The 17768-nt window shown below is 56.4% G+C and carries 18 protein-coding genes; 11 read left to right on the top strand and 7 right to left on the bottom strand.

The window, feature by feature from the left end:
• The first annotated feature begins 145 nt into the window (after nucleotides 1-145).
• The 4 genes from ACUN8H_RS13720 (at nucleotide 146) to ACUN8H_RS13705 (ending at nucleotide 4779) form a co-directional block, all read left to right on the top strand.
• Nucleotides 146-724 (top strand): UPF0149 family protein, encoded by a 579-nt coding sequence (locus ACUN8H_RS13720; RefSeq protein ID WP_445532642.1) that lies wholly within the window; start codon nucleotides 146-148, stop codon nucleotides 722-724.
• Nucleotides 725-744: 20 nt separating this feature from the next.
• Entirely contained in the window at nucleotides 745-2082 is a 1338-nt protein-coding gene (pepP, locus tag ACUN8H_RS13715) for a Xaa-Pro aminopeptidase (RefSeq protein ID WP_445532641.1), read from the top strand.
• A gap of 96 nt (nucleotides 2083-2178) precedes the next feature.
• On the top strand, nucleotides 2179-3420 hold the full coding sequence (ubiH, locus tag ACUN8H_RS13710) for a 2-octaprenyl-6-methoxyphenyl hydroxylase (protein WP_445532640.1): 1242 nt from the start codon (nucleotides 2179-2181) through the stop codon (nucleotides 3418-3420).
• Nucleotides 3421-3510: 90 nt separating this feature from the next.
• Nucleotides 3511-4779: a UbiH/UbiF/VisC/COQ6 family ubiquinone biosynthesis hydroxylase gene (locus ACUN8H_RS13705; RefSeq protein ID WP_445532639.1), complete on the top strand. Its 1269-nt coding sequence runs from the start codon at nucleotides 3511-3513 to the stop codon at nucleotides 4777-4779.
• A 12-nt stretch (nucleotides 4780-4791) separates the two neighbouring features.
• Here the strand turns inward: ACUN8H_RS13705 and ACUN8H_RS13700 are convergent, their stop codons facing one another.
• The 3 genes from ACUN8H_RS13700 to gpmI all read right to left on the bottom strand — a co-directional run bounded on the left by ACUN8H_RS13700 (nucleotide 4792) and on the right by gpmI (nucleotide 8969).
• Complete coding sequence (locus ACUN8H_RS13700) at nucleotides 4792-6108, bottom strand: S41 family peptidase (RefSeq protein WP_445532638.1); 1317 nt, start codon at nucleotides 6106-6108, stop codon at nucleotides 4792-4794.
• A gap of 141 nt (nucleotides 6109-6249) precedes the next feature.
• Nucleotides 6250-7392: a murein hydrolase activator EnvC family protein gene (locus ACUN8H_RS13695; RefSeq protein ID WP_445532637.1), complete on the bottom strand. Its 1143-nt coding sequence runs from the start codon at nucleotides 7390-7392 to the stop codon at nucleotides 6250-6252.
• On the bottom strand, nucleotides 7392-8969 hold the full coding sequence (gene gpmI / locus ACUN8H_RS13690) for a 2,3-bisphosphoglycerate-independent phosphoglycerate mutase (RefSeq protein ID WP_445532636.1): 1578 nt from the start codon (nucleotides 8967-8969) through the stop codon (nucleotides 7392-7394). Before gpmI ends, ACUN8H_RS13695 begins: the two co-directional genes overlap by 1 nt.
• A gap of 202 nt (nucleotides 8970-9171) precedes the next feature.
• On the opposite strand from gpmI, the gene ACUN8H_RS13685 reads away from it, so the two are divergent.
• From ACUN8H_RS13685 to ACUN8H_RS13675, 3 genes are read left to right on the top strand one after another with little or no spacing between them, the layout of a single operon-like run.
• Complete coding sequence (locus ACUN8H_RS13685; RefSeq protein WP_290694138.1) at nucleotides 9172-9594, top strand: rhodanese-like domain-containing protein; 423 nt, start codon at nucleotides 9172-9174, stop codon at nucleotides 9592-9594.
• Between the two features lie 41 nt (nucleotides 9595-9635).
• Nucleotides 9636-10136, top strand: a complete 501-nt coding sequence (gene secB / locus ACUN8H_RS13680; RefSeq protein WP_035556433.1) for a protein-export chaperone SecB — start codon at nucleotides 9636-9638, stop codon at nucleotides 10134-10136.
• A gap of 3 nt (nucleotides 10137-10139) precedes the next feature.
• A complete protein-coding gene (locus tag ACUN8H_RS13675; RefSeq protein ID WP_445532635.1) occupies nucleotides 10140-10916 on the top strand; it encodes a 16S rRNA (uracil(1498)-N(3))-methyltransferase in 777 nt (258 codons plus the stop codon).
• Here ACUN8H_RS13675 and ACUN8H_RS13670 read toward each other — a convergent pair.
• Genes ACUN8H_RS13670 through ACUN8H_RS13660 form a run of 3 tightly spaced genes read right to left on the bottom strand, consistent with a single transcriptional unit; the run spans nucleotide 10898 to nucleotide 13125 of the window.
• Complete coding sequence (locus ACUN8H_RS13670; protein WP_445532634.1) at nucleotides 10898-11488, bottom strand: hypothetical protein; 591 nt, start codon at nucleotides 11486-11488, stop codon at nucleotides 10898-10900. The two genes, ACUN8H_RS13675 and ACUN8H_RS13670, sit on opposite strands and share 19 nt — an antisense overlap.
• Nucleotides 11481-12077, bottom strand: coding sequence for a sodium:solute symporter family transporter (locus tag ACUN8H_RS13665; RefSeq protein WP_445532633.1), 597 nt, complete (start codon nucleotides 12075-12077; stop codon nucleotides 11481-11483). Before ACUN8H_RS13665 ends, ACUN8H_RS13670 begins: the two co-directional genes overlap by 8 nt.
• The gene (locus ACUN8H_RS13660; RefSeq protein ID WP_445532632.1) at nucleotides 12064-13125 is read right to left on the bottom strand and encodes a sodium:solute symporter family transporter; all 1062 of its coding nucleotides are present in this window, start codon (nucleotides 13123-13125) and stop codon (nucleotides 12064-12066) included. Before ACUN8H_RS13660 ends, ACUN8H_RS13665 begins: the two co-directional genes overlap by 14 nt.
• A gap of 172 nt (nucleotides 13126-13297) precedes the next feature.
• Here ACUN8H_RS13660 and ACUN8H_RS13655 point away from each other — a divergent pair, with 172 nt between their 5' ends.
• The 4 genes from ACUN8H_RS13655 to ruvX all read left to right on the top strand — a co-directional run bounded on the left by ACUN8H_RS13655 (nucleotide 13298) and on the right by ruvX (nucleotide 16111).
• Nucleotides 13298-13990, top strand: coding sequence for a CvfB family protein (locus ACUN8H_RS13655; RefSeq protein ID WP_445532631.1), 693 nt, complete (start codon nucleotides 13298-13300; stop codon nucleotides 13988-13990).
• A gap of 77 nt (nucleotides 13991-14067) precedes the next feature.
• Nucleotides 14068-15024, top strand: coding sequence for a glutathione synthase (gene gshB / locus ACUN8H_RS13650; protein WP_445532630.1), 957 nt, complete (start codon nucleotides 14068-14070; stop codon nucleotides 15022-15024).
• Between the two features lie 74 nt (nucleotides 15025-15098).
• Nucleotides 15099-15656, top strand: coding sequence for a YqgE/AlgH family protein (locus tag ACUN8H_RS13645; protein ID WP_445532629.1), 558 nt, complete (start codon nucleotides 15099-15101; stop codon nucleotides 15654-15656).
• On the top strand, nucleotides 15656-16111 hold the full coding sequence (ruvX, locus tag ACUN8H_RS13640) for a Holliday junction resolvase RuvX (protein ID WP_445532628.1): 456 nt from the start codon (nucleotides 15656-15658) through the stop codon (nucleotides 16109-16111). Before ACUN8H_RS13645 ends, ruvX begins: the two co-directional genes overlap by 1 nt.
• Before the next feature lie 27 nt (nucleotides 16112-16138).
• On the opposite strand, the gene ACUN8H_RS13635 is transcribed toward ruvX, so the two are convergent.
• Nucleotides 16139-17164, bottom strand: coding sequence for an aspartate carbamoyltransferase (locus ACUN8H_RS13635; protein WP_445532627.1), 1026 nt, complete (start codon nucleotides 17162-17164; stop codon nucleotides 16139-16141).
• Nucleotides 17165-17768: the final 604 nt, after the last annotated feature.

The raw sequence follows: 17768 nt of genomic DNA, 5'->3' as shown, positions 1-17768 counted from the left end.
CGTTAACATCACAGCATAGGAAGATAGGTGTCACTCACTATAAGAGAGGCGCTTGCACGCGGTCAACGCGCGGACAAGTGCATCTCATGCCATTGCCGACAGCTTATCGCCCCCACACCCAGTGAATACGAGGTTATTAAATACGATGTCATTGATTGATGAGCGCCAAGACTTTTCTGACATAGCTGATGTTTTTCTACTGCACGGCAGCATGCAGTCGCCAGCTTTCTTGGATGGCCGCCTGTGTGCGCTGCTGGCGCTGCGTGATGTCAGTGCTGAGTCTTGGTTAGACGAAGTCTGCCAAAGCCTGGGCGTCGAACAGCCCCGCGACCAGCCCAGTGCCGAGCGTTTATTGGGCTGGCGTCGGCAAACCCTTGAGGCGCTCAGCGCCAGCGATCTCGATTATATGCCGCTGCTACCCGATGAGCTGTTCTCGCTGGGCGAACAAGCGCAGGGCCTAAAGGAGTGGACGCAAGGCTTTGTCGAAGTGATCGATGAGGTCGCTGACAGTGAACTGCGCGAGCGTTGGTCACAGGCATTGCGCGAGGCACTCAGTGACCTGGAAGGGCTGGGCCGAATCGATACCGATATCGACGATAGCCCTGAGAATGAAAACGATCTTTTTACGCTGACTGAACATGCCCGCATGGCTGCCATGCTGCTGTATACCGAGCAGCACCCCGGCATGCCGCAAGTAGAGCAAGCCGACGCCCCCGTGCACTGATTCTTTAGCCAGGAGCCTACATGTTGCCTGATCTATTACCTCGTCCTCCCGCCATTAGCATGGCGGAGTATCGCCAGCGCCGTATTGCCTTGTTGGCCCAGCTACCGGACAACGCGGCGGTAGTACTTCCCGGCGCAAGCCTAGTGACTCGCTCCCGTGATAGCGAATTCGCTTTCCGTCAGAACAGTGATTTTTACTACCTAACCGGTTTACGCGAACCGGATGGACTACTGGTGCTCCTCCCAGGGCGGGCTGAAGGTGAAAGCGTGGTGTTCTGCCAGGATCGTGACCCCGCTTTGGAGGCGTGGACAGGCCGACGCCTGGGGGCCGCTGGTGTGGTGGCTGAGCATGGGGTCGATCAGGCCTTCGAGAATGCGGATCGCGATGAGCAACTGGGCACGCTGTTAGCGGGGCGTGAATTGCTCTATTTGCCGTTGGACAGTGGCGAGGCGGTCGCCATAGCTGAAGAGGCCTTACACACTGCTCAGGCCGGGCTTAAGCGCGGGCGGCCAGCGTTGAAGGGCTGGCTGGACATCAGTCCGCTAATTCACGCCATGCGGTTAATCAAAAGCGACGCCGAAATTGCGCTGATCAGGCATGCGGCTCTGATCTCTGCCCATGCTCATCGACGCGCTATGCGTGCGTCGCGCCCAGGACTGAGCGAATTTCAGCTTCAGGCGGAGTTGGAACATGAGTTTGTCTGGCAAGGCGCCAGTGGCCCAGCCTACAGTACGATTGTGGGCAGCGGTGCCAACGCCTGTGTCCTGCACTATATTGAAAACAACGCACCGCTGCGTGATGACGGTCTGGTATTGATTGATGCAGGCGCCGAATTTGAGCTGTATGCCGGGGATATCACCCGTACGTTTCCGGTCACAGGACAGTTCAGCGATGCGCAGCGGGCGCTGTATCAGGTTGTACTCGATGCCCAGGTGCGCGCCGTTAGCGCTGTCCAGCCGGGTGCCACCCTGGCGGATATCCATCAGGGCGTGGTGCATGACTTAACCGCCGGACTGATTGAGCTTGGCCTGCTGGAAGGTGACGTTCAGGCGCGCATCGATGATGAGAGCTATCGACGCTTCTATTTGCACTCGACGTCTCACTGGCTGGGGCTGGATGTACACGATGTCGGCACTTATCGGCTGGATGAACAAACGCCGCAGCCACTTACCCCTGGCATGGTGCTTACCGTCGAGCCCGGCCTCTACATTCCCAGCGATGCTGACATCCCTGACGCCTATCGTGGTATCGGTATTCGGATTGAAGACAATGTGGTCGTGACTGTCGATGGCCATGATGTGTTGACTGAGGATGTGCCTAAACAAGTAGCTGAAATTGAAGCACTGATGGCTAAATAGTCATGCGTATTTAAAGCCTTGAATTTGTTTTATGTAAATTACGTTACGAATTATTAATTGCCTCCAAGGCGCGGCGGTATGGCGAGGGAGAAGCCGATGCAACGGGCTAAACAGACGACTGAGCATGCAGCTGGGCAAGCGTTGACTCACGATATTGTGATAGTGGGTGGCGGGTTGGTGGGAGCGAGCCTAGGTTGCGCACTTGCACCGCTAATCGAGCGTTATGGCTGGCGCGTGGCGGTCATAGAACCCGCACCGATCACCAGGCAGTCACTGGAAAGCGCCTGGCAGCCCAGCTTTGATGCCCGGGCCAGTGCGATCGCGGAAGGTTCCGCCCAGCGCTTCCAGCAGTTGGGTGTGTGGGAAGCGATGCGTCATGAGGCGACGCCGATCAAACGCATTCATATCAGTGAGCGTGGCCGTCTGGGAGCCACACGGCTGAGTGCCGATGAGCTGGGCGTCGCCGCGCTGGGTCACGTCATTCCCAACGCCTGGATGGGGCGGGTACTGCATCGGCGATTGGCCGAGCTACCGCTGGAGTGGCACTGCCCCGCGAAGGTGGAACAGCTTACGCCGGTGGCGGACGGGCATCAACTCAAGCTCTCGGAGGGTAGCCAGCTCACCGCCGGACTGACGGTATTGGCGGATGGAGGGCGGTCAGGCCTCAAGGAGCAATTGGGCATTGGCAGCCGCCACGAGCCCTACGAGCAGACAGCGTTGATTGCACATGTCGGGGTTAGCCAACCTCACGATGGGGTCGCTTATGAGCGCTTCACCGCACAAGGGCCAATGGCCCTTTTGCCGCTGCCGGGCCAAGCCATGGAGCTAATATGGACGCACCCCAGCGGCAGCGAAAAAGCACGCATGGCGCTGTCAGAGCGTGAGTTTTTGCGCCAACTGCAGCAGGCATTTGGCGATCGAGTGGGTCGGTTTACGCAGGTCGGTGCCCGCCACGCCTATCCGCTTTCGCTGGTGACCGCCGAGGAGCCTGTGCGCCCTGGGCTGGCGGTATTGGGCAACGCGGCCCATGCGCTGCACCCGGTCGCGGGGCAAGGGTTTAATCTGGCGCTGCGCGGGGTAGTGGACCTGCTCGACGCGCTGGAGCAAGGCGCGCTGGCTCAGCGCCCGCTCGGCGATATGACCACACTGCAAGCGTTTGAAAAGCAGCGCTCGCGCGATCGCGCCAACGTGATTCGCTTTAGCGATGGCTTGATAAGATTGTTCGGGCTCTCCTTTCCGCTCCTGCCCCATGCCCGTGCGGCGGGTTTGATCGGCTTGAACCTCGTAGGGCCGTTAAGGCGAGTGCTGGCCAGGCGTGCCATGGGCTTGGAGCGCTAGGGCCGATCAACGATAGCGGCGCTTGCTGACGCTTCAGAAAACGGCTCTGATCACCCAACAGCGCAATGACGCTAGTGAAAAAGGATTGCTATGCAGACTGACTCACCCACGGCGAAGCCGCTGGTCGAGCGCTATGAGGCCGTCATCGTCGGCGGCGGAATAGTCGGTACCGCGCTCTGTGCGTTGTTAGCCCAGGCGGGCATGCAGGTCGCGCTGGTTGAAGCGAAGCCTTTGCCATTGAGCCTTGATAAGGCCATCGGCCCGTTGCCAACCCCGCGCGTTAGCGCCTTGACCCCGGTTTCTCAGCGCCTGCTAACGCATATCGGGGCTTGGCCCGCCATGCAGCAAGCGCGAATAACGCCTTATCAGGGAATGCAGGTATGGGATGCCGAAGGTAGTGGTGAAATCGCATTTTCAGCCGATGAGGCCGGCGTGGCGGTGCTGGGTCACATCGTGGAAAATGCGGTCACGCTGTCCGCGCTAAACCGCCAAGTGCTTGATCACCCCAACGTCACGACCTTTTTTGGCGTTAGCCCACAGGCGCTCCAGCGCGCTAATGGCGTTCGTGCTAACGGTGATTGGCTGGTGCTCGACGATGGGCGCCAGCTATATGCGCCGCTTATCGTGGCCGCCGATGGTGCACAATCGGTGCTGCGTGAAATGGCGGGCATCGAGGTCGCCAGCGACGATATGCATCAGTACGCTGTCGTGACCACCGTGCAGTGCGCCAAGCCCCATGGCGGCACGGCGCGGCAAGCGTTTATCGATGGCCGCCCGCTGGCATTTCTGCCGTTAACCGTGGAAGGTAACGCGCACTACTGCTCTATTGTCTGGTCGACCACCCCCGAGCACGCCGATGAACTGGGTGAGCTGTCCCGAGACGCACTGGGCGAGGCGCTAGCGGATGCGTTTGGTCATCGCCTAGGGAGCGTTACTGCCTACGACAAAGCGCACCGCTTTCCGTTAGTGCAGCGCCATGCTCGCCACTATGTGCAGCCGCATTTCGCACTGGTCGGCGATGCGGCCCACAATATTCACCCACTGGCGGGCCAGGGAGTGAATCTGGGGCTGATGGATGCGGCGGTGCTGGCCGAAGAAGTGGTGCACGCTTGGCAGCGCGGCGCCCCATGGGGGAACCTAAGTACGCTGCAGCGCTATGAGCGGCGTCGGCGTTTTGATAACAGCGCCATGCTGGGGTTGATGAAAGGCTTTAAAGTGCTGTTTGGCAGTCACGACCCGGCACTAACACTAATGCGCAACCTGGGCATGAGCGGTATGAACCAGTTAGTGCCACTGAAGCGGGTACTGATGCGGCAGGCGACCGGAGAACGCGGCCGCCTGCCGTTAAGTTGTCGTTAAAGTAAGCGGTCGTTAACGCCGCTGCCGGTCAACAACATTGAGCGCTTTAAGCAGATTAAGCGCTTCACTGAGCTGGTAATCATTAAGCAGCCGTTCGGCCATCTCCTGGCGGTCCCGGGGTGCCTGTTGGGCACTTAGATGGCCTTCGAGATCGGCTTCACGAATTTCACGGCGGCTCTCGGCGACTTCTAAGCGGCCACGCACGACGTCGACATCGGGCTCAATGCCTTGCGCCTGAATAGAGCGTCCGTTGGGGGTGTAGTAGAGCGCTGTCGTTAGCTTTAAGCCTTCGCCATTTCCCAAGGGCATGATCTGTTGCACGGAGCCTTTGCCAAAGCTGTTGGTGCCCATAATCACACCACGCCGCTGATCCTGCAGAGCGCCAGCGACAATTTCCGCTGCTGACGCACTGCCACCGTTGATGAGCACAACCAGCGGAACATCACCTGCGGGTGTTGTGGGGGAGGCAGAGAAGGACATCTCGGTATCGGATAGGCGGCCCTCGGTATAGACGATGAGGCCCTCGTCCAAAAATAGATCGGCGATCCCTACCGCGGCTTGTAAAACGCCGCCAGGATTATTACGTAAATCGAGTATTAGCCCTTCCAGAGGTTGTTCTTGAGACATTTGCTCAAGTGCTTCGCGAGCCTGCTCCGGTGTGCGTGATTGGAATTGGCTGATGCGTAGGTAACCATAACCCGATTCCAGCAGCTCGTGCTTCACGCTCTCACTGCGAATGATTTCGCGGGTGAGGGTGAACTCACGCGGCGTGTCTTCCCCTGAACGCAGCACGCTAATACGAATATCAGTATCAGGGTCGCCACGCATCAGGGTGACGGCTTCTTGCAGCGACATGCCATCGGTAGGCGTGCCATCAATGGCGATAATAAGGTCGCGTGACTGTAAACCAGCCCGTGAGGCTGGGGTGTCATCAATGGGGGTAATCACCATCAACTGGCCATTTTCCGTGCCTACTTCGATGCCGATGCCGCCAAACTCTCCCTGCGTCGACTCACGCAGGCTTCGGTACTCCTCCTCATCAAGATAAGCGGAGTGGGGGTCGAGTTCGTTAAGCATGCCGCGCATGGCATTGCGAAGCAGCGTGCGGTCATCGACCTCTTCCACGTAGGCGCGCTTAATGCGTTCAAACACCTCTGCGAAGGTTTGAATATCTTCGAGGGGAAGCTCGTCATAGATAGAAGCATCCGCCACGTTGCTACCGGCGGGTTGGGCGAGCAGCGGTAGCGGGGCCGACAACAAAGCAATCGGCAGCAGGGTAGCCAAGAGGCGCTTGGCAGGGGCCGATACCTCGGTAACAGTTAGCGTCATGCAGACTCCGCAAGGCGATAGGTAGCGCCGTCGTGCGCCACCCTGAAGTTGAAATATTAGTTAAAACATTAGTTGAAACGTTAGCTGAAGCAAACGTAAAAACGGAAACCTTACTAACTACTAATAGTGCAGCTTATCCCGTCAACGGCGTGCAATCCAACGCTGCGGATTAATGGGTTCACCGCCCCGGCGCACTTCAAAATAGAGCGCCGCACGGTTCTGACCACCACTATTACCCACACGGCCGATCTCATCGCCACGGCTGACCTGCTGCCCAGGCCTAGCGCTGAACTGCTGCAGGTGGGCATGCAATGTCATGATCTGATCACCGTGGTCGATAATGAGCAGGTTCCCAAACCCGCGCATCCAGTCGGCAAACACTACACGGCCAGTATGTACAGCGTTCACCGGTGTGCCTGCGCTGGCTTGAATGATGATACCGTTATAGTGCACGCCGTCGCGATGGTTAAAGGGGAGCGTGATAGCACCTTGAACTGGCCAAGGTAAATCACCTTGGGTACTGACAATATGTGTAGTGGGCGTAGGTTCGGCAAGCCTTGCCATTTCGGCTTGGATATTGCGCAGCACCCGTTCGGCTTCTGCGCGGCTTTGATTGAGGTCGGCCAGCCGCTCCTCTTCGCTGCCGTAGCGGTCATCCAGATTAGAAACAACGCCACGTCGCTCGGTAGTGCGTTGGGCCAGAAGCGCGCTTTGCTCTTCAAGCTCATCGGCCAAGGCGTCAAGACGCGCTTGTCGCTCGGTTAATTCACGCTGGGTATCGGCAAGGGCAGAATCGAGGCGTGCAATATCGCTCAAGCGGCGATTGCGAGCGTCCGTTAGTCGGTTTAGGTACGCCTGCATACGATCAAGCTCAGCAGGGTCGCCCTGGTTAAGCAGTAGCTTAAGCTGTGGGGTTGGGCCTAGTCGGTAAAGCGCTGAAAGCTGCTGGCCTAACGCGGCATACTGATCATCGCGCTCACTCTCAAGTCGGTCGCGATGCTGGCGTAGCTGGGTCGTTTCATCATTCAACTGGCGGCGTTCAGCTTGCAACGCGTCTAAGCGCTGATGTGTCTCGGCAAGTTCGGTTTCGACCTGCTGGAGTTCGCGTTCGGCGTCATCGCGGGTCTGACCAGTGGCACTGAGGCGCTGGGCGACGGATTCGATCTCCTGGCCAATCGCATCCAACTGCTGGCGCGCCGCTCCTTCATCCTGTTGGGCGATGCCCGCTGGCGCATAAACGAGCGCCAGCAGGAGTATCCCTGCCACATGCCAGCAAGTGCGCATTATTTAAAGTGAATCAATGATTTTCCAGTCATCGCCCCAGGCTGTTGCTGCTCCATCATGGCCAGCAGTGTGGGCGCTAGGTCGCATAGCTTACCTTCCTCAAGCGTGGCAGGGCGTTCACCGGCGTAAATAAGCGGCACCACAAAGGTGGTGTGGGCGGTTTGGGGAGCGCCTGTTTCGGGGTGCACCATTTGCTCGGCATTACCGTGGTCGGCGGTAATCAAGCAGGCGCCACCCGCACGTTCGATGGCTTCAACGACACGACCCACACAGGTATCGACGGTTTCAATGGCCTTTACCGCGGCGTTGAAATCACCAGTATGACCCACCATGTCGCCGTTGGCGTAGTTGCAAACGATCAGATCGAAGCGACCATCATCGATGGCCTCTACCAGTTTGTCGGTGATCTCAAAAGCACTCATTTCAGGCTTTTCATCGTAAGTACGCACATCACGTGGCGAGGGCACCAAAATCCGCTCTTCGCCTTCGTATTCGGCTTCATTGCCGCCTGAAAAGAAGAACGTCACGTGCGGGTACTTCTCGGTTTCGGCAATACGCAGCTGTTTCAAGCCGCGCTTGGCGACGACTTCCCCAAGGGTGTCGTTGAGATCCGACGGCGGAAAAGCGGCGGGGGTGGGAATGTCAGCGGCGTACTGGGTCATCATCACCAGCCCCTTGCCCGCAAGTTTAGGGCATACACGACGCTCGAAGCCCTTGAAGTCCGGTTCGGTAAAGGCGCGGGTCAACTCCCGGGCGCGGTCGGAGCGGAAATTAAGGAAAATGGCGGCATCGCCATCCTGTAGGGTTACCGCATGCTCTTTGCTGCCGTCTTTCTGCGGTACGCTGCTCGCAACTACAAATTCGTCAGTTTCACCGCGCTGATAGGCCTCACGTAGCGCAGTTTCAGCGCTGGTGGCGTAGTGCTCGGCATGGCCATCGGTCAGCAGGCGATAGGCTTGCTCTACCCGTTCCCAGCGGTTGTCTCGGTCCATGGCGTAAAAGCGGCCAATGATTGACGCTACAAAACCGTTATCAGCACCCACCAACTCTGCTAGCCGAGCATTGGCACGCTCTATTGATGATAGAGCGCTTTGCGGTGGCATATCGCGTCCATCGAGAAAGGCGTGAATGAAAATACGCTGGGCACCGCGGCGCGCGGCCAATTCGGCCATGGCAATAAAGTGCTCTTCATGACTGTGGACGCCACCGGGGGAGAGCAGGCCAATCAAGTGAATCGGTTTGCCGTTGGCGATGGCTTCGTCCATCGGCAGGGTAAGATTTTCGTTTACGTCCAGGTCGCCGTCTTCAATCGCCTTGCTGATGCGAGTGAAGTCCTGATACACGATACGCCCGGCACCAATATTCATATGCCCGACTTCCGAGTTACCCATTTGGCCTTCGGGGAGCCCCACGTTAAGCCCATCGGTATGAACGAAGGTGTGCGGGCGGTTTTCCCACAATTTATCCATCACCGGTTTATGGGCAGCCGCGACGGCATTATGGGCGCTATCGGGGTTGTGGCCGTAGCCATCGAGAATAATCAGCGCCACGGGGCGCGGGGTACGCGAAGTATCCATAAAAACCTCGTTAAGATTGGCAAACCGAGCGACGCGAAAATTCGGGGTCGCGACGGGCGCACGCTTGGGGCATCATAACGCAGGCAACTGCCAGGCGTCATGATCAAGGCCTGCGCGGGAGGCTATCTGACGTGTATACTTGTCGCGTTTTGGCAGCGGTTAGGCCGCTTTTTTCTGCATTGACCAAGAGATTGTGTTCGCGATGATCGATCAGGTGTTCGAATTCGTACAGAACCACCCCCTGCTAGTCGGGGCATTTTTGCTGGTGCTAATCGCGTGGATCATTTATGAAACGCGTAGCGCCTCTACAAATGCACTTACCGCCTCGCAGGCCACTCAGCTTATCAACCGCGAAGACGCGGTAGTGCTGGACATCCGTGAAAGTAAAGACTTCAAAGCCGGGCATATCGCGGGGGCACGCAATATTCCCCAGAGTAACCTCGATAGCCGCATGAACGAACTGGAAAAAGTAAAAGCCCAGCCGATCATCGTGGTGTGCAAGCACGGCCAGAGTTCTGGTGCCGCACAGGCCAAACTCGCTAAAGCAGGCTTTGAGCGCGCTTACAAGTTAAGAGGCGGTATGGCGCAGTGGCAAGGCGATGGCCTGCCGGTGGTTAAGAAGTAAGCGACGTTATTTTTATTTAATGAACAATAAGGAGTTCTATCATGGCGGAAGATAACAATACCCCACAGGCCGGTGCCGCAACGGATGAAAAGCCGCAGCTGAAGTTTTCGCTGCAGCGTATTTATGTAAAAGATATCTCGTTTGAAGCGCCGAATTCCCCGTCTGTATTTAAACAGGCGTTCAAACCCAAGGTGAACCTGGATCTGAATACCACCAGCACCAAGATTGCTGACGACCAGTACGAAGTCGTGGTCAAAGTGACCGCTCAGGTGAACGATAACGAAACGGGCACGACGTCTTTCCTGGCCGAAGTTGAGCAGGCTGGCCTGTTCCGTATTGCCGGTATCGAAGGCGCACAGCTGGATCAAACCCTGGGCGCTTTCTGCCCTAACCTATTGTTCCCTTATGCGCGTGAGTGTGTGGATAACCTAGTCAATCGTGGCGGGTTCCCGCCGTTGATGCTGGCGCCGGTTAACTTCGAGGCGATGTACGCCCAGCGTAAACAGCGCGAAGCTAAGCAGGCTGAAGAGAACACTCACTAAGCGATGTCATACGCCATGTCAGCAACCCGCGCCACTGATTGGTATGCCCAGCATGGCAAAATGCCACGCCTCTATGTGCCTGCTGATTTTATAGCAGGTAGTGAGCTGGCACTGCCGGAAGGGCCGGCTCGTCATGTCACCCGTGTATTGCGCATGGGGGAAGGCGCGCCGCTGGTGCTATTTGACGGCCAAGGTCTTGAGGCAGGGGTGCGCTTGGTGGACGTTAGCCGCAAGCAGGCGCTAGCGCGAGTCGAAGCGGTGTGGTCGGGCTGTGGTGAATCGCCACTGTCCGTCCATTTAGGCCAAGCCATCTCTAAAGGCGACCGGATGGATTACGCCATTCAAAAAGCCGTTGAGTTGGGCGTAGCGGCCATTACGCCGCTTTACACAGAGCGCGGCGATGTGCGATTGAAAGGCGACCGTGAGGATAAAAAGCTGGCGCACTGGCAAGCGGTGGCTGCCAGCGCCTGCGAGCAAAGCGGGCGAGCGGTCGTTCCGCCAGTGCATCCGCCTATGGCACTTCAAGCATGGCTTGCAGAGCGCCGGGAGCCGCTGCGCTTGATGCTGCATCTAGCGACCGGCAATGCGTTTGATCGCCAAGACCGACCGGCGGCTGTGGCGCTATTGATTGGTCCGGAAGGTGGTTTGAGCGAAAGCGATATTGCGGCTGCCCAAACCGCTATCTTTACGCCGCTAACACTCGGCCCACGGGTGTTGCGAACAGAAACAGCACCCATAGTGGCGCTTTCCCTGCTACAGCACTACTTTGGTGATTTGTAAGCGCTTACTAACTTCAGGGCTCGCTCAAATTCCTTTTCACTTCGTTCGCTTGCCCCTGCACTTGTTGTCGCTGATGCTTGCCCGCTTTGATATACCTGTTGAAGCCCTTTAAGCACGATGGGCTTAAGCATCGGTAGCGTTTCGCCCGATAATCCACTGAGTACCGTTAAACGAAGGTGTCGGCCGCGTGCGTATCCCAGCCAGCAGGGCAGCCATATCGGTACAGGCGTGCTATCCAGCAACTGGATTCGCCAGTGGCGCGGGGTGGCTATGCGTTCCCATAGCCACAGTCTGTCCAACGCTTTTGGCGTTGGCGGTGAACCGCTATCAATGTTAACGCCTGCACTGGGTTTTTCTTTTTGAGCGGGTAGTTCAGCACCCACCAATAGCAGTGCGCGGCGCATTTCCTGAGCAGAGAGTAACCACGCCCCTGGCGTGCCACCAGCTACGCCCAAGCCTGCGGCCCACAGGCGAACCCAGGCCGGTTCGCAAACGTGAGCCCCCAGGCGTTGTAGCCGCTTTTGAGCGGCGGTCACATCAATCCGCTGGGCTAGCGTTAAGCACTCAACCATTCGCCCACCACTCATTCGCCCAAACCTGTAAAAGCGCTAACATGCCCAGCATGATGCAAAACCAAATAAATAAGCCGATACAGCGACGTCGTGTCAGACGGGCCTCTTTGCCAATCACCTGAGCGTTATTAGCTCGCGCTGCCAGCACGGCCTGCATGTCCGGTGCCGCTTCCGACAGCATTACATCGCTCAGCTGTTCTTGGCTGGGGGCGGGAGCCGTTAGGCTAACGAGATAGCCAACGGACATCGACACTGCTACGCCGACCGTGTTGTTGTATAACCAAGAAATATCGAGTAGCGCAGAGACTGCCCACACGGCACACATACCGACAATGAGCCCCGCCATTGCGCCGCGTGCGTTGGCGCGGTGGCTGAAAATAGCCAACAAGAAGGTGCCGAGCAGTGCGCCGTAGAACCATGAACCGATTTGATTGACCGCCTCGATCACGGGGCCAAGATTACCCGCAAAGAAAGCAAACAGCGTGGCATAAAGCCCCCAGAAAACTGTGGCCATTCTTGATGCTTTCAAATAGTGAGCATCACTAGCATCGGGTTTGATATAGCGGCTATAAAAGTCACGAACGGTCACTGCTGAGAGTGAATTTTATAGCCGAGTCGAGGCTCGACATGGCCGCAGCAAATACGCCAGCAATCACCAAACCGGCCATGCCCGAGGGAAACGCGTTAACGACATAGCGGGGCAGCAGCTCGTTGAGATCCTCGGGAGGCGTTAGCCCGTGCTGTTGGTAATAGGTCGCCAAGATGACACCAATGAATAGAAACAGCAGCATTTGCGGAATCAGCAGGTAACCACCGATCAGCAGCGAGCGCTGAGCATCGAGCACTGAGGGGCTGGAGAGCACTCGCTGGATTTGGCTCTGATCGGTGCCGAAGTAGGCCACATGGAGGAAAAAACCGCCAAACAGACCTGCCCATAACGAGTAGGTCACGCTGGGGTCAAAGGACAAATCGATAGCGTTGAACATCCCGCTGGCCGCGCCGAAGTCGAAGACATCGCCCCAGCCGCCCGGCAGGCTGGTCACTAAAAAGAAGATGCTTAGCAGTGCGCCAAGCCAGAGCACGAACATCTGCACCACATCGGTCCAGATCACCGCGCTAATCCCGCCCATCACGGTATAGCTGATGGCCAGCACCGCCATAATGATAATGGTGAGGTTGACGCTCCAACCGGTCACGACCGCGAGCACTAACGCAGGCGCGTAAAGCACCACGCCAGTGGCGAGGCCTCGGGCAATCAGAAACAGCAGGGCGGTGAGGGTGCGTGTCGCCGGTCCAAAGCGACGCTCCAGCAGTTCGTAGATACTGTAGATACCCGCGCGGTGAAAAATAGGCACCAGTACCAATATCAACACGATCATGGCCAAGGGCACATTGATAAACGTTACCAGGCGTTCAAGGCCGCCCTCGAAGCCCCAGCCTGGCGCCCCAATAAAGGTGATGGCGCTGGCTTGGGTCGCCATTACTGATAGGCCAATGGCCCAGCCGGGGATTTTGCGACCGCCTAGAAAATAGTCTTCAGGGTTGTGCTGATCTTTACCGAATCGTGAACCAATCCAGGAGATTAAGCTGATGTAACCAATCAGCACTATCGTATCAAAAAGCGTGAACCCTTCCATGTTCGCTCCCCAATGCCTAATTTTGTCTAATGTTTTGATAGTAGCAGGTTGTGTGGTGTTTGCTTTTGCATGAGCCTTAAGCGGCTTTTAGCCGCTGAAATGACAACTCGCTTTGCCCTGCGTGTGCCAGACACACATAATGGCGTTCTATATTTCTTGAAGGACGACAGCCATGGTGCGTGAGTCTCACTCATCCCCCCGATCCGCTAGCGATGCATCCGCCCAGTTGGGTGAAGTGGCGTACCTGACGGTGACAGCGGTCAATAACATCGGTGCTTTTTTGCAATGGGGACAGCCAAAAGATGTGCTGCTGCCGTTTAGTGAGCAGCATTTTCGCCCAGATGCCGGTAAGCGCGTATTGGTCATGCTGTATAGCGATGACCAAGGACGGCCGGTTGCTACGATGAGGCTGGATCGCTTTCTGACGGACGATGCCTGGGCGTTGGAAAAAGGTGATGAAGTAGCCGTCGTGGTGGCTGATCGCACCGATTTGGGTATGAAGGTGGTGGTCAACCATCGCTACTGGGGGCTCATTTACCAGGACGATGTCACTCAGCCATTGCGTCGTGGTCAGTCAGTCAAGGGCTATGTAAAGCAGCGGCGTGAAGATGGCCGTCTCAATATTTCGCTGTTACCGCCAGGCGCGGCTCGGCTCGATGTGGTCGGCGACAAGATCCTGCAGGCGCTGCGGGAAAGCGGTGGCTATTTGGCGCTGGGGGATAAAAGCCCTGCCCATGAAGTTAAAGCGCGCTTAGGGGTCAGTAAAAGTGCTTATAAACAAGCGATTGGCCGGCTTTATAAGCAGCAGTTGATCACGTTAGAGCCTGATGCTATTCGCTTAGTGCCTGGCGCGCTCAGCGAGTAGTTAGCGGGGGCAGTTGGAGGCGGGCGGGCAGTGCGGCATACTGCGACTCTATTGTTCATGTTTGGATAGTGCCCCCAATGAGCCAATCAAATCTGCATCTCGGCGTCGTGATGGATCCCATCAGCGACATCGCTTACAAGAAAGACACCACCATGGCCATGCTATGGGCTGCCCAGGAGCGTGGTTATACCCTGCACTATATGGAGCAGGAAGACCTTTTCTTGAATGCAGGGCAAGCCTACGCGCGTATGCGGCCTTTAACGGTGCATCGTGATCCAAACCACTGGTATGACCTAGGCGAAGCGTCGGCCCGCCCGCTGGTTGAGTTGGATGTGGTGTTGATGCGTAAAGACCCGCCCGTCGATGCTGATTTTACTAACGCCGTGCATCTACTGGGCTTTGCCGAACGTGAAGGTGTGCTGGTGGTCAATCCCACGGCGGCGCTGCTTCAGTGTAATGAAAAGCTGTTTGCGCAACAGTTCCCACAGTGCTGCGCGCCGACACTTGTGGCCAGCCGCGATGATGTTCTGCGTGCCTTCCATGCGGAGCACGGCGATGTCATCTTCAAGCCACTGGATGGCATGGGCGGTACCGGTATTTTTCATATTGGCCCGGACGGCCGTAACATCGGCGCAGTAATCGAGCAGCTCACCTTTCGCGGCCAACGCCAAATCATGGCGCAGCGTTACTTGCCGGAAATCAAGGATGGCGATACGCGCATTCTATTGGTCGATGGTGAGCCCGTTACCTTTGGCCTAGCGCGTATTCCATCAGCAGGCGAAACCCGTGGCAACCTGGCTGCCGGTGGGCGGGGCGTCAGCCGTGAACTCACCGAACGTGACCATTGGCTTATCCAACAGGTGCAGCCAATGATTCGTGATAAGGGCTTAATGTTCGTTGGTCTCGATGTGATCGGTGACTATATTACGGAAATCAACGTCACCAGCCCTACCTGCGTGCGTGAAATCGATGATCAACGGGGCACCAATATCGCCGGTTTGCTGCTCGATGCCATTGAACGCCGCTTAGCCTAAGCACGGCGCCACTTTTATAATGTCACTTAATTTACGCTATGCCTGTTGGGGTGCCAGCAGGCAGTGGGAGACGCATGCAAAGTTTGAAACATCACTTTTTAATGGCCATGCCGCATTTAGAAGACCCTAATTTTGCCGGTAGCCTGATTTATCTTTGCGATCACGATAACAACGGCTGCATGGGGGTGATTACTAACCGACCGTTAGAGATTACGCTTGAGGCGCTGTTTGATCAGCTGGAATTAGGTGGTGAAACAAGCCCGCACCGCAATTCGCCGGTCTATTACGGAGGGCCGATGCATAAAGACCGCGGCTTCATTCTGCATGTCGGCGATAGCCAGCAGTGGGACTCGAGTATCCAGGTGGAAGATGGCATTGCGCTGACCACATCGCTGGATATTCTTCAGGCCTTTGCTGCTGGCGAGGGGCCTGAGCACTTTTTAGTCTGCTTAGGCTGCGCGGGCTGGGAGGTCGGGCAACTGGAAGAAGAGCTGAAAGAGAATAGCTGGCTAACGGTAGAAGCGGAGAGCAGCGTGCTCTTCAACACTCCCCCCGTTGAGCGGTTAGCGGCGGCGGCAGGTTTGTTAGGTGTCGACCTTAATCTAATGACCCGAGACGCGGGGCACGCCTGATGGCCGAGGCGGGGCAGCGGTTAATCCTGGCTTTCGACTACGGCACTCGGCGGATCGGTGTGGCGGTGGGCAACGAGTTGCTGCGCAGTGCGCGTGAGCTTACTCCACTGACAGCGCGAGATGGGATTCCTGACTGGAACGTTGTTGAGCGGCTGCTTAGCGAATGGCAGCCAGATCTGCTAGTGGTGGGTTTGCCGCTGAATATGGATGGTAGCGAATCAGACATGAGTACCCGTGCACGCAAGTTCGGTAACCGTTTGCATGGCCGTTTTGGCAAGCCATGCGAAATGGTTGATGAGCGTGGCACCACGCGAGAAGCTAAAATGATCGCTCGCGAGGCGGGCCATAAAGGCAACTATCGTCAAGATAGTGTCGATGGCATTGCCGCTATTCTTATTCTTGAGGGTTGGTTTGCCCACCAGGAAGGACTACCTGGCGGGCGACTGTCGCTGTAGCGCGTTAGCGGTCTAACGACTATGGTCTCAACGATCCAGTGTGCCGATCTGGGGTGGCACGTACCAACGTACTGGGCGTGCGTCCTGCTCGATCAATTCATCGACCTTTAACAACGTTGCGAAAATCGCCATTCTCATCGGAATGCCGTTATCCGTCTGGCGGAAAATCGCCAAGCGCGGGTCGCCATTTAAATCTACGTTCAAATCATTCGCACCAGGGCGGCTATCCCGAGGCAGTGGATGCATCACAATGGTGCTTTGGCTGCAGCGCTGATCCAGAAAATCACGGTTGACCATAAAGTCATCGGAAAGCCCCTGAAAACTCTCATTCATCTCATCGGTAAAGCGCTCTTTCTGAATGCGCGTGGTGTACACCACATCTAAATCTGTAAAGTCGCTGGCCAGTGACTCGCGCTGTTCAATGCGGTGGCCGCGTGATGCTACTAAATCAATCAGCTTGGAAGGCATCTCAAGGCCTGGCGGTGACACCAGGGTAATGCGCAGTGAAGCATAGAGTGATAAAAGCTTGATCAGTGAATGGACGGTACGACCATATTTCAAGTCGCCGGTCAATAAAATATGCGCACCGTTCAGTGATTTACCCAGGCGCTGAAATTCTTTATCAATCGTATAAAGGTCAAGTAGTGCTTGGCTGGGATGCTCCCCAGGTCCATCGCCGCCATTAATCACCGGTACATTGGTGGCTGCGGCAAACTCAGCGACTGAACCCTGGTCGGGGTGGCGCATCACTATGGCATCACAGTAGCCGCTCATTACGCGGCTGGTGTCGTAGAGTGATTCGCCTTTAGCCATGGAAGAGAAAGTAAAGCCCGTCGTGTCACAGACACTGCCACCTAGCCGACAAAAAGCGGCATGAAAGCTGACGCGCGTGCGAGTACTGGCTTCAAAGAACAGATTGCCGAGTACCGCTCCTTCTAATACGCGCGTCACTTGGCGCCGCTGAGCTATCGGCTCCATGCGTGCAGCCACACGCAGTAAGTGATCAACGCTTTCACGGTTTAATGAGTCGACAGTTAGCAAGTGGTGGCTCATGACGGACCTCAGCAAGGTGGTAGATACGCCTAGTGTAACCGCCAATGAGGGTGCCGCCGAAGGGGTTTAATCCCCTCAACATGACGAATCTGTAATTTTTCTACAAAAGCTCTTGCCAACCCGGCCGCGAATCCGTAAAGTACGCATCCGCTGCCGGGGACGCCAAGCGTTACCAGCGGTAAGTGAAGGTGAAAACCTTCGGTTTGTCAGGCAGTTAGCGGTTTTGGATGTGGTCAGGTTTGCATCGAAAACAACGCCCTTGACAACCGCCAGGAAATGCGTAGAATACGCCTTCCTCGCTGAGGCAAGCCAAGTCAAGTCAACGGCCAGTCAAGTAGCTTAATTAGTTAGCTATCACAGCGAAACAGCTCTTTAACAATTTGATCAGGTAATTCATGTGGGCGCTTGCTGATGTTAGTGACAAATCACTAAATATCAAGGCAAGCGAACATATCGATACTTTTCGAAGTATCACAGTGAATTCGTTTGAACCTTGAGCCAAGTTTGATCCGCTTTTGTTGCTTTCGAGTGACGAGTAAGGATCACAATGATTGTAAACTGAAGAGTTTGATCATGGCTCAGATTGAACGCTGGCGGCAGGCCT

The sequence above is a fragment of the Vreelandella sp. V005 genome, assembly GCF_052645115.1.
Note: the sequence above shows the minus strand (reverse complement) of the source record. Positions and strands in the feature narration are given on the sequence as shown.

Coding starts and splice junctions, on each gene's coding strand:
- ACUN8H_RS13720 (WP_445532642.1), top strand. CDS start 146: ATGTCATTGATTGATGAGCGCCAAGACTTTTCTGACATAGCTGATGTT.
- pepP (WP_445532641.1), top strand. CDS start 745: ATGTTGCCTGATCTATTACCTCGTCCTCCCGCCATTAGCATGGCGGAG.
- ubiH (WP_445532640.1), top strand. CDS start 2,179: ATGCAACGGGCTAAACAGACGACTGAGCATGCAGCTGGGCAAGCGTTG.
- ACUN8H_RS13705 (WP_445532639.1), top strand. CDS start 3,511: ATGCAGACTGACTCACCCACGGCGAAGCCGCTGGTCGAGCGCTATGAG.
- ACUN8H_RS13700 (WP_445532638.1), bottom strand. CDS start 6,108: ATGACGCTAACTGTTACCGAGGTATCGGCCCCTGCCAAGCGCCTCTTG.
- ACUN8H_RS13695 (WP_445532637.1), bottom strand. CDS start 7,392: ATGCGCACTTGCTGGCATGTGGCAGGGATACTCCTGCTGGCGCTCGTT.
- gpmI (WP_445532636.1), bottom strand. CDS start 8,969: ATGGATACTTCGCGTACCCCGCGCCCCGTGGCGCTGATTATTCTCGAT.
- ACUN8H_RS13685 (WP_290694138.1), top strand. CDS start 9,172: ATGATCGATCAGGTGTTCGAATTCGTACAGAACCACCCCCTGCTAGTC.
- secB (WP_035556433.1), top strand. CDS start 9,636: ATGGCGGAAGATAACAATACCCCACAGGCCGGTGCCGCAACGGATGAA.
- ACUN8H_RS13675 (WP_445532635.1), top strand. CDS start 10,140: ATGTCATACGCCATGTCAGCAACCCGCGCCACTGATTGGTATGCCCAG.
- ACUN8H_RS13670 (WP_445532634.1), bottom strand. CDS start 11,488: ATGGTTGAGTGCTTAACGCTAGCCCAGCGGATTGATGTGACCGCCGCT.
- ACUN8H_RS13660 (WP_445532632.1), bottom strand. CDS start 13,125: ATGGAAGGGTTCACGCTTTTTGATACGATAGTGCTGATTGGTTACATC.
- ACUN8H_RS13655 (WP_445532631.1), top strand. CDS start 13,298: ATGGTGCGTGAGTCTCACTCATCCCCCCGATCCGCTAGCGATGCATCC.
- gshB (WP_445532630.1), top strand. CDS start 14,068: ATGAGCCAATCAAATCTGCATCTCGGCGTCGTGATGGATCCCATCAGC.
- ACUN8H_RS13645 (WP_445532629.1), top strand. CDS start 15,099: ATGCAAAGTTTGAAACATCACTTTTTAATGGCCATGCCGCATTTAGAA.
- ruvX (WP_445532628.1), top strand. CDS start 15,656: ATGGCCGAGGCGGGGCAGCGGTTAATCCTGGCTTTCGACTACGGCACT.
- ACUN8H_RS13635 (WP_445532627.1), bottom strand. CDS start 17,164: ATGAGCCACCACTTGCTAACTGTCGACTCATTAAACCGTGAAAGCGTT.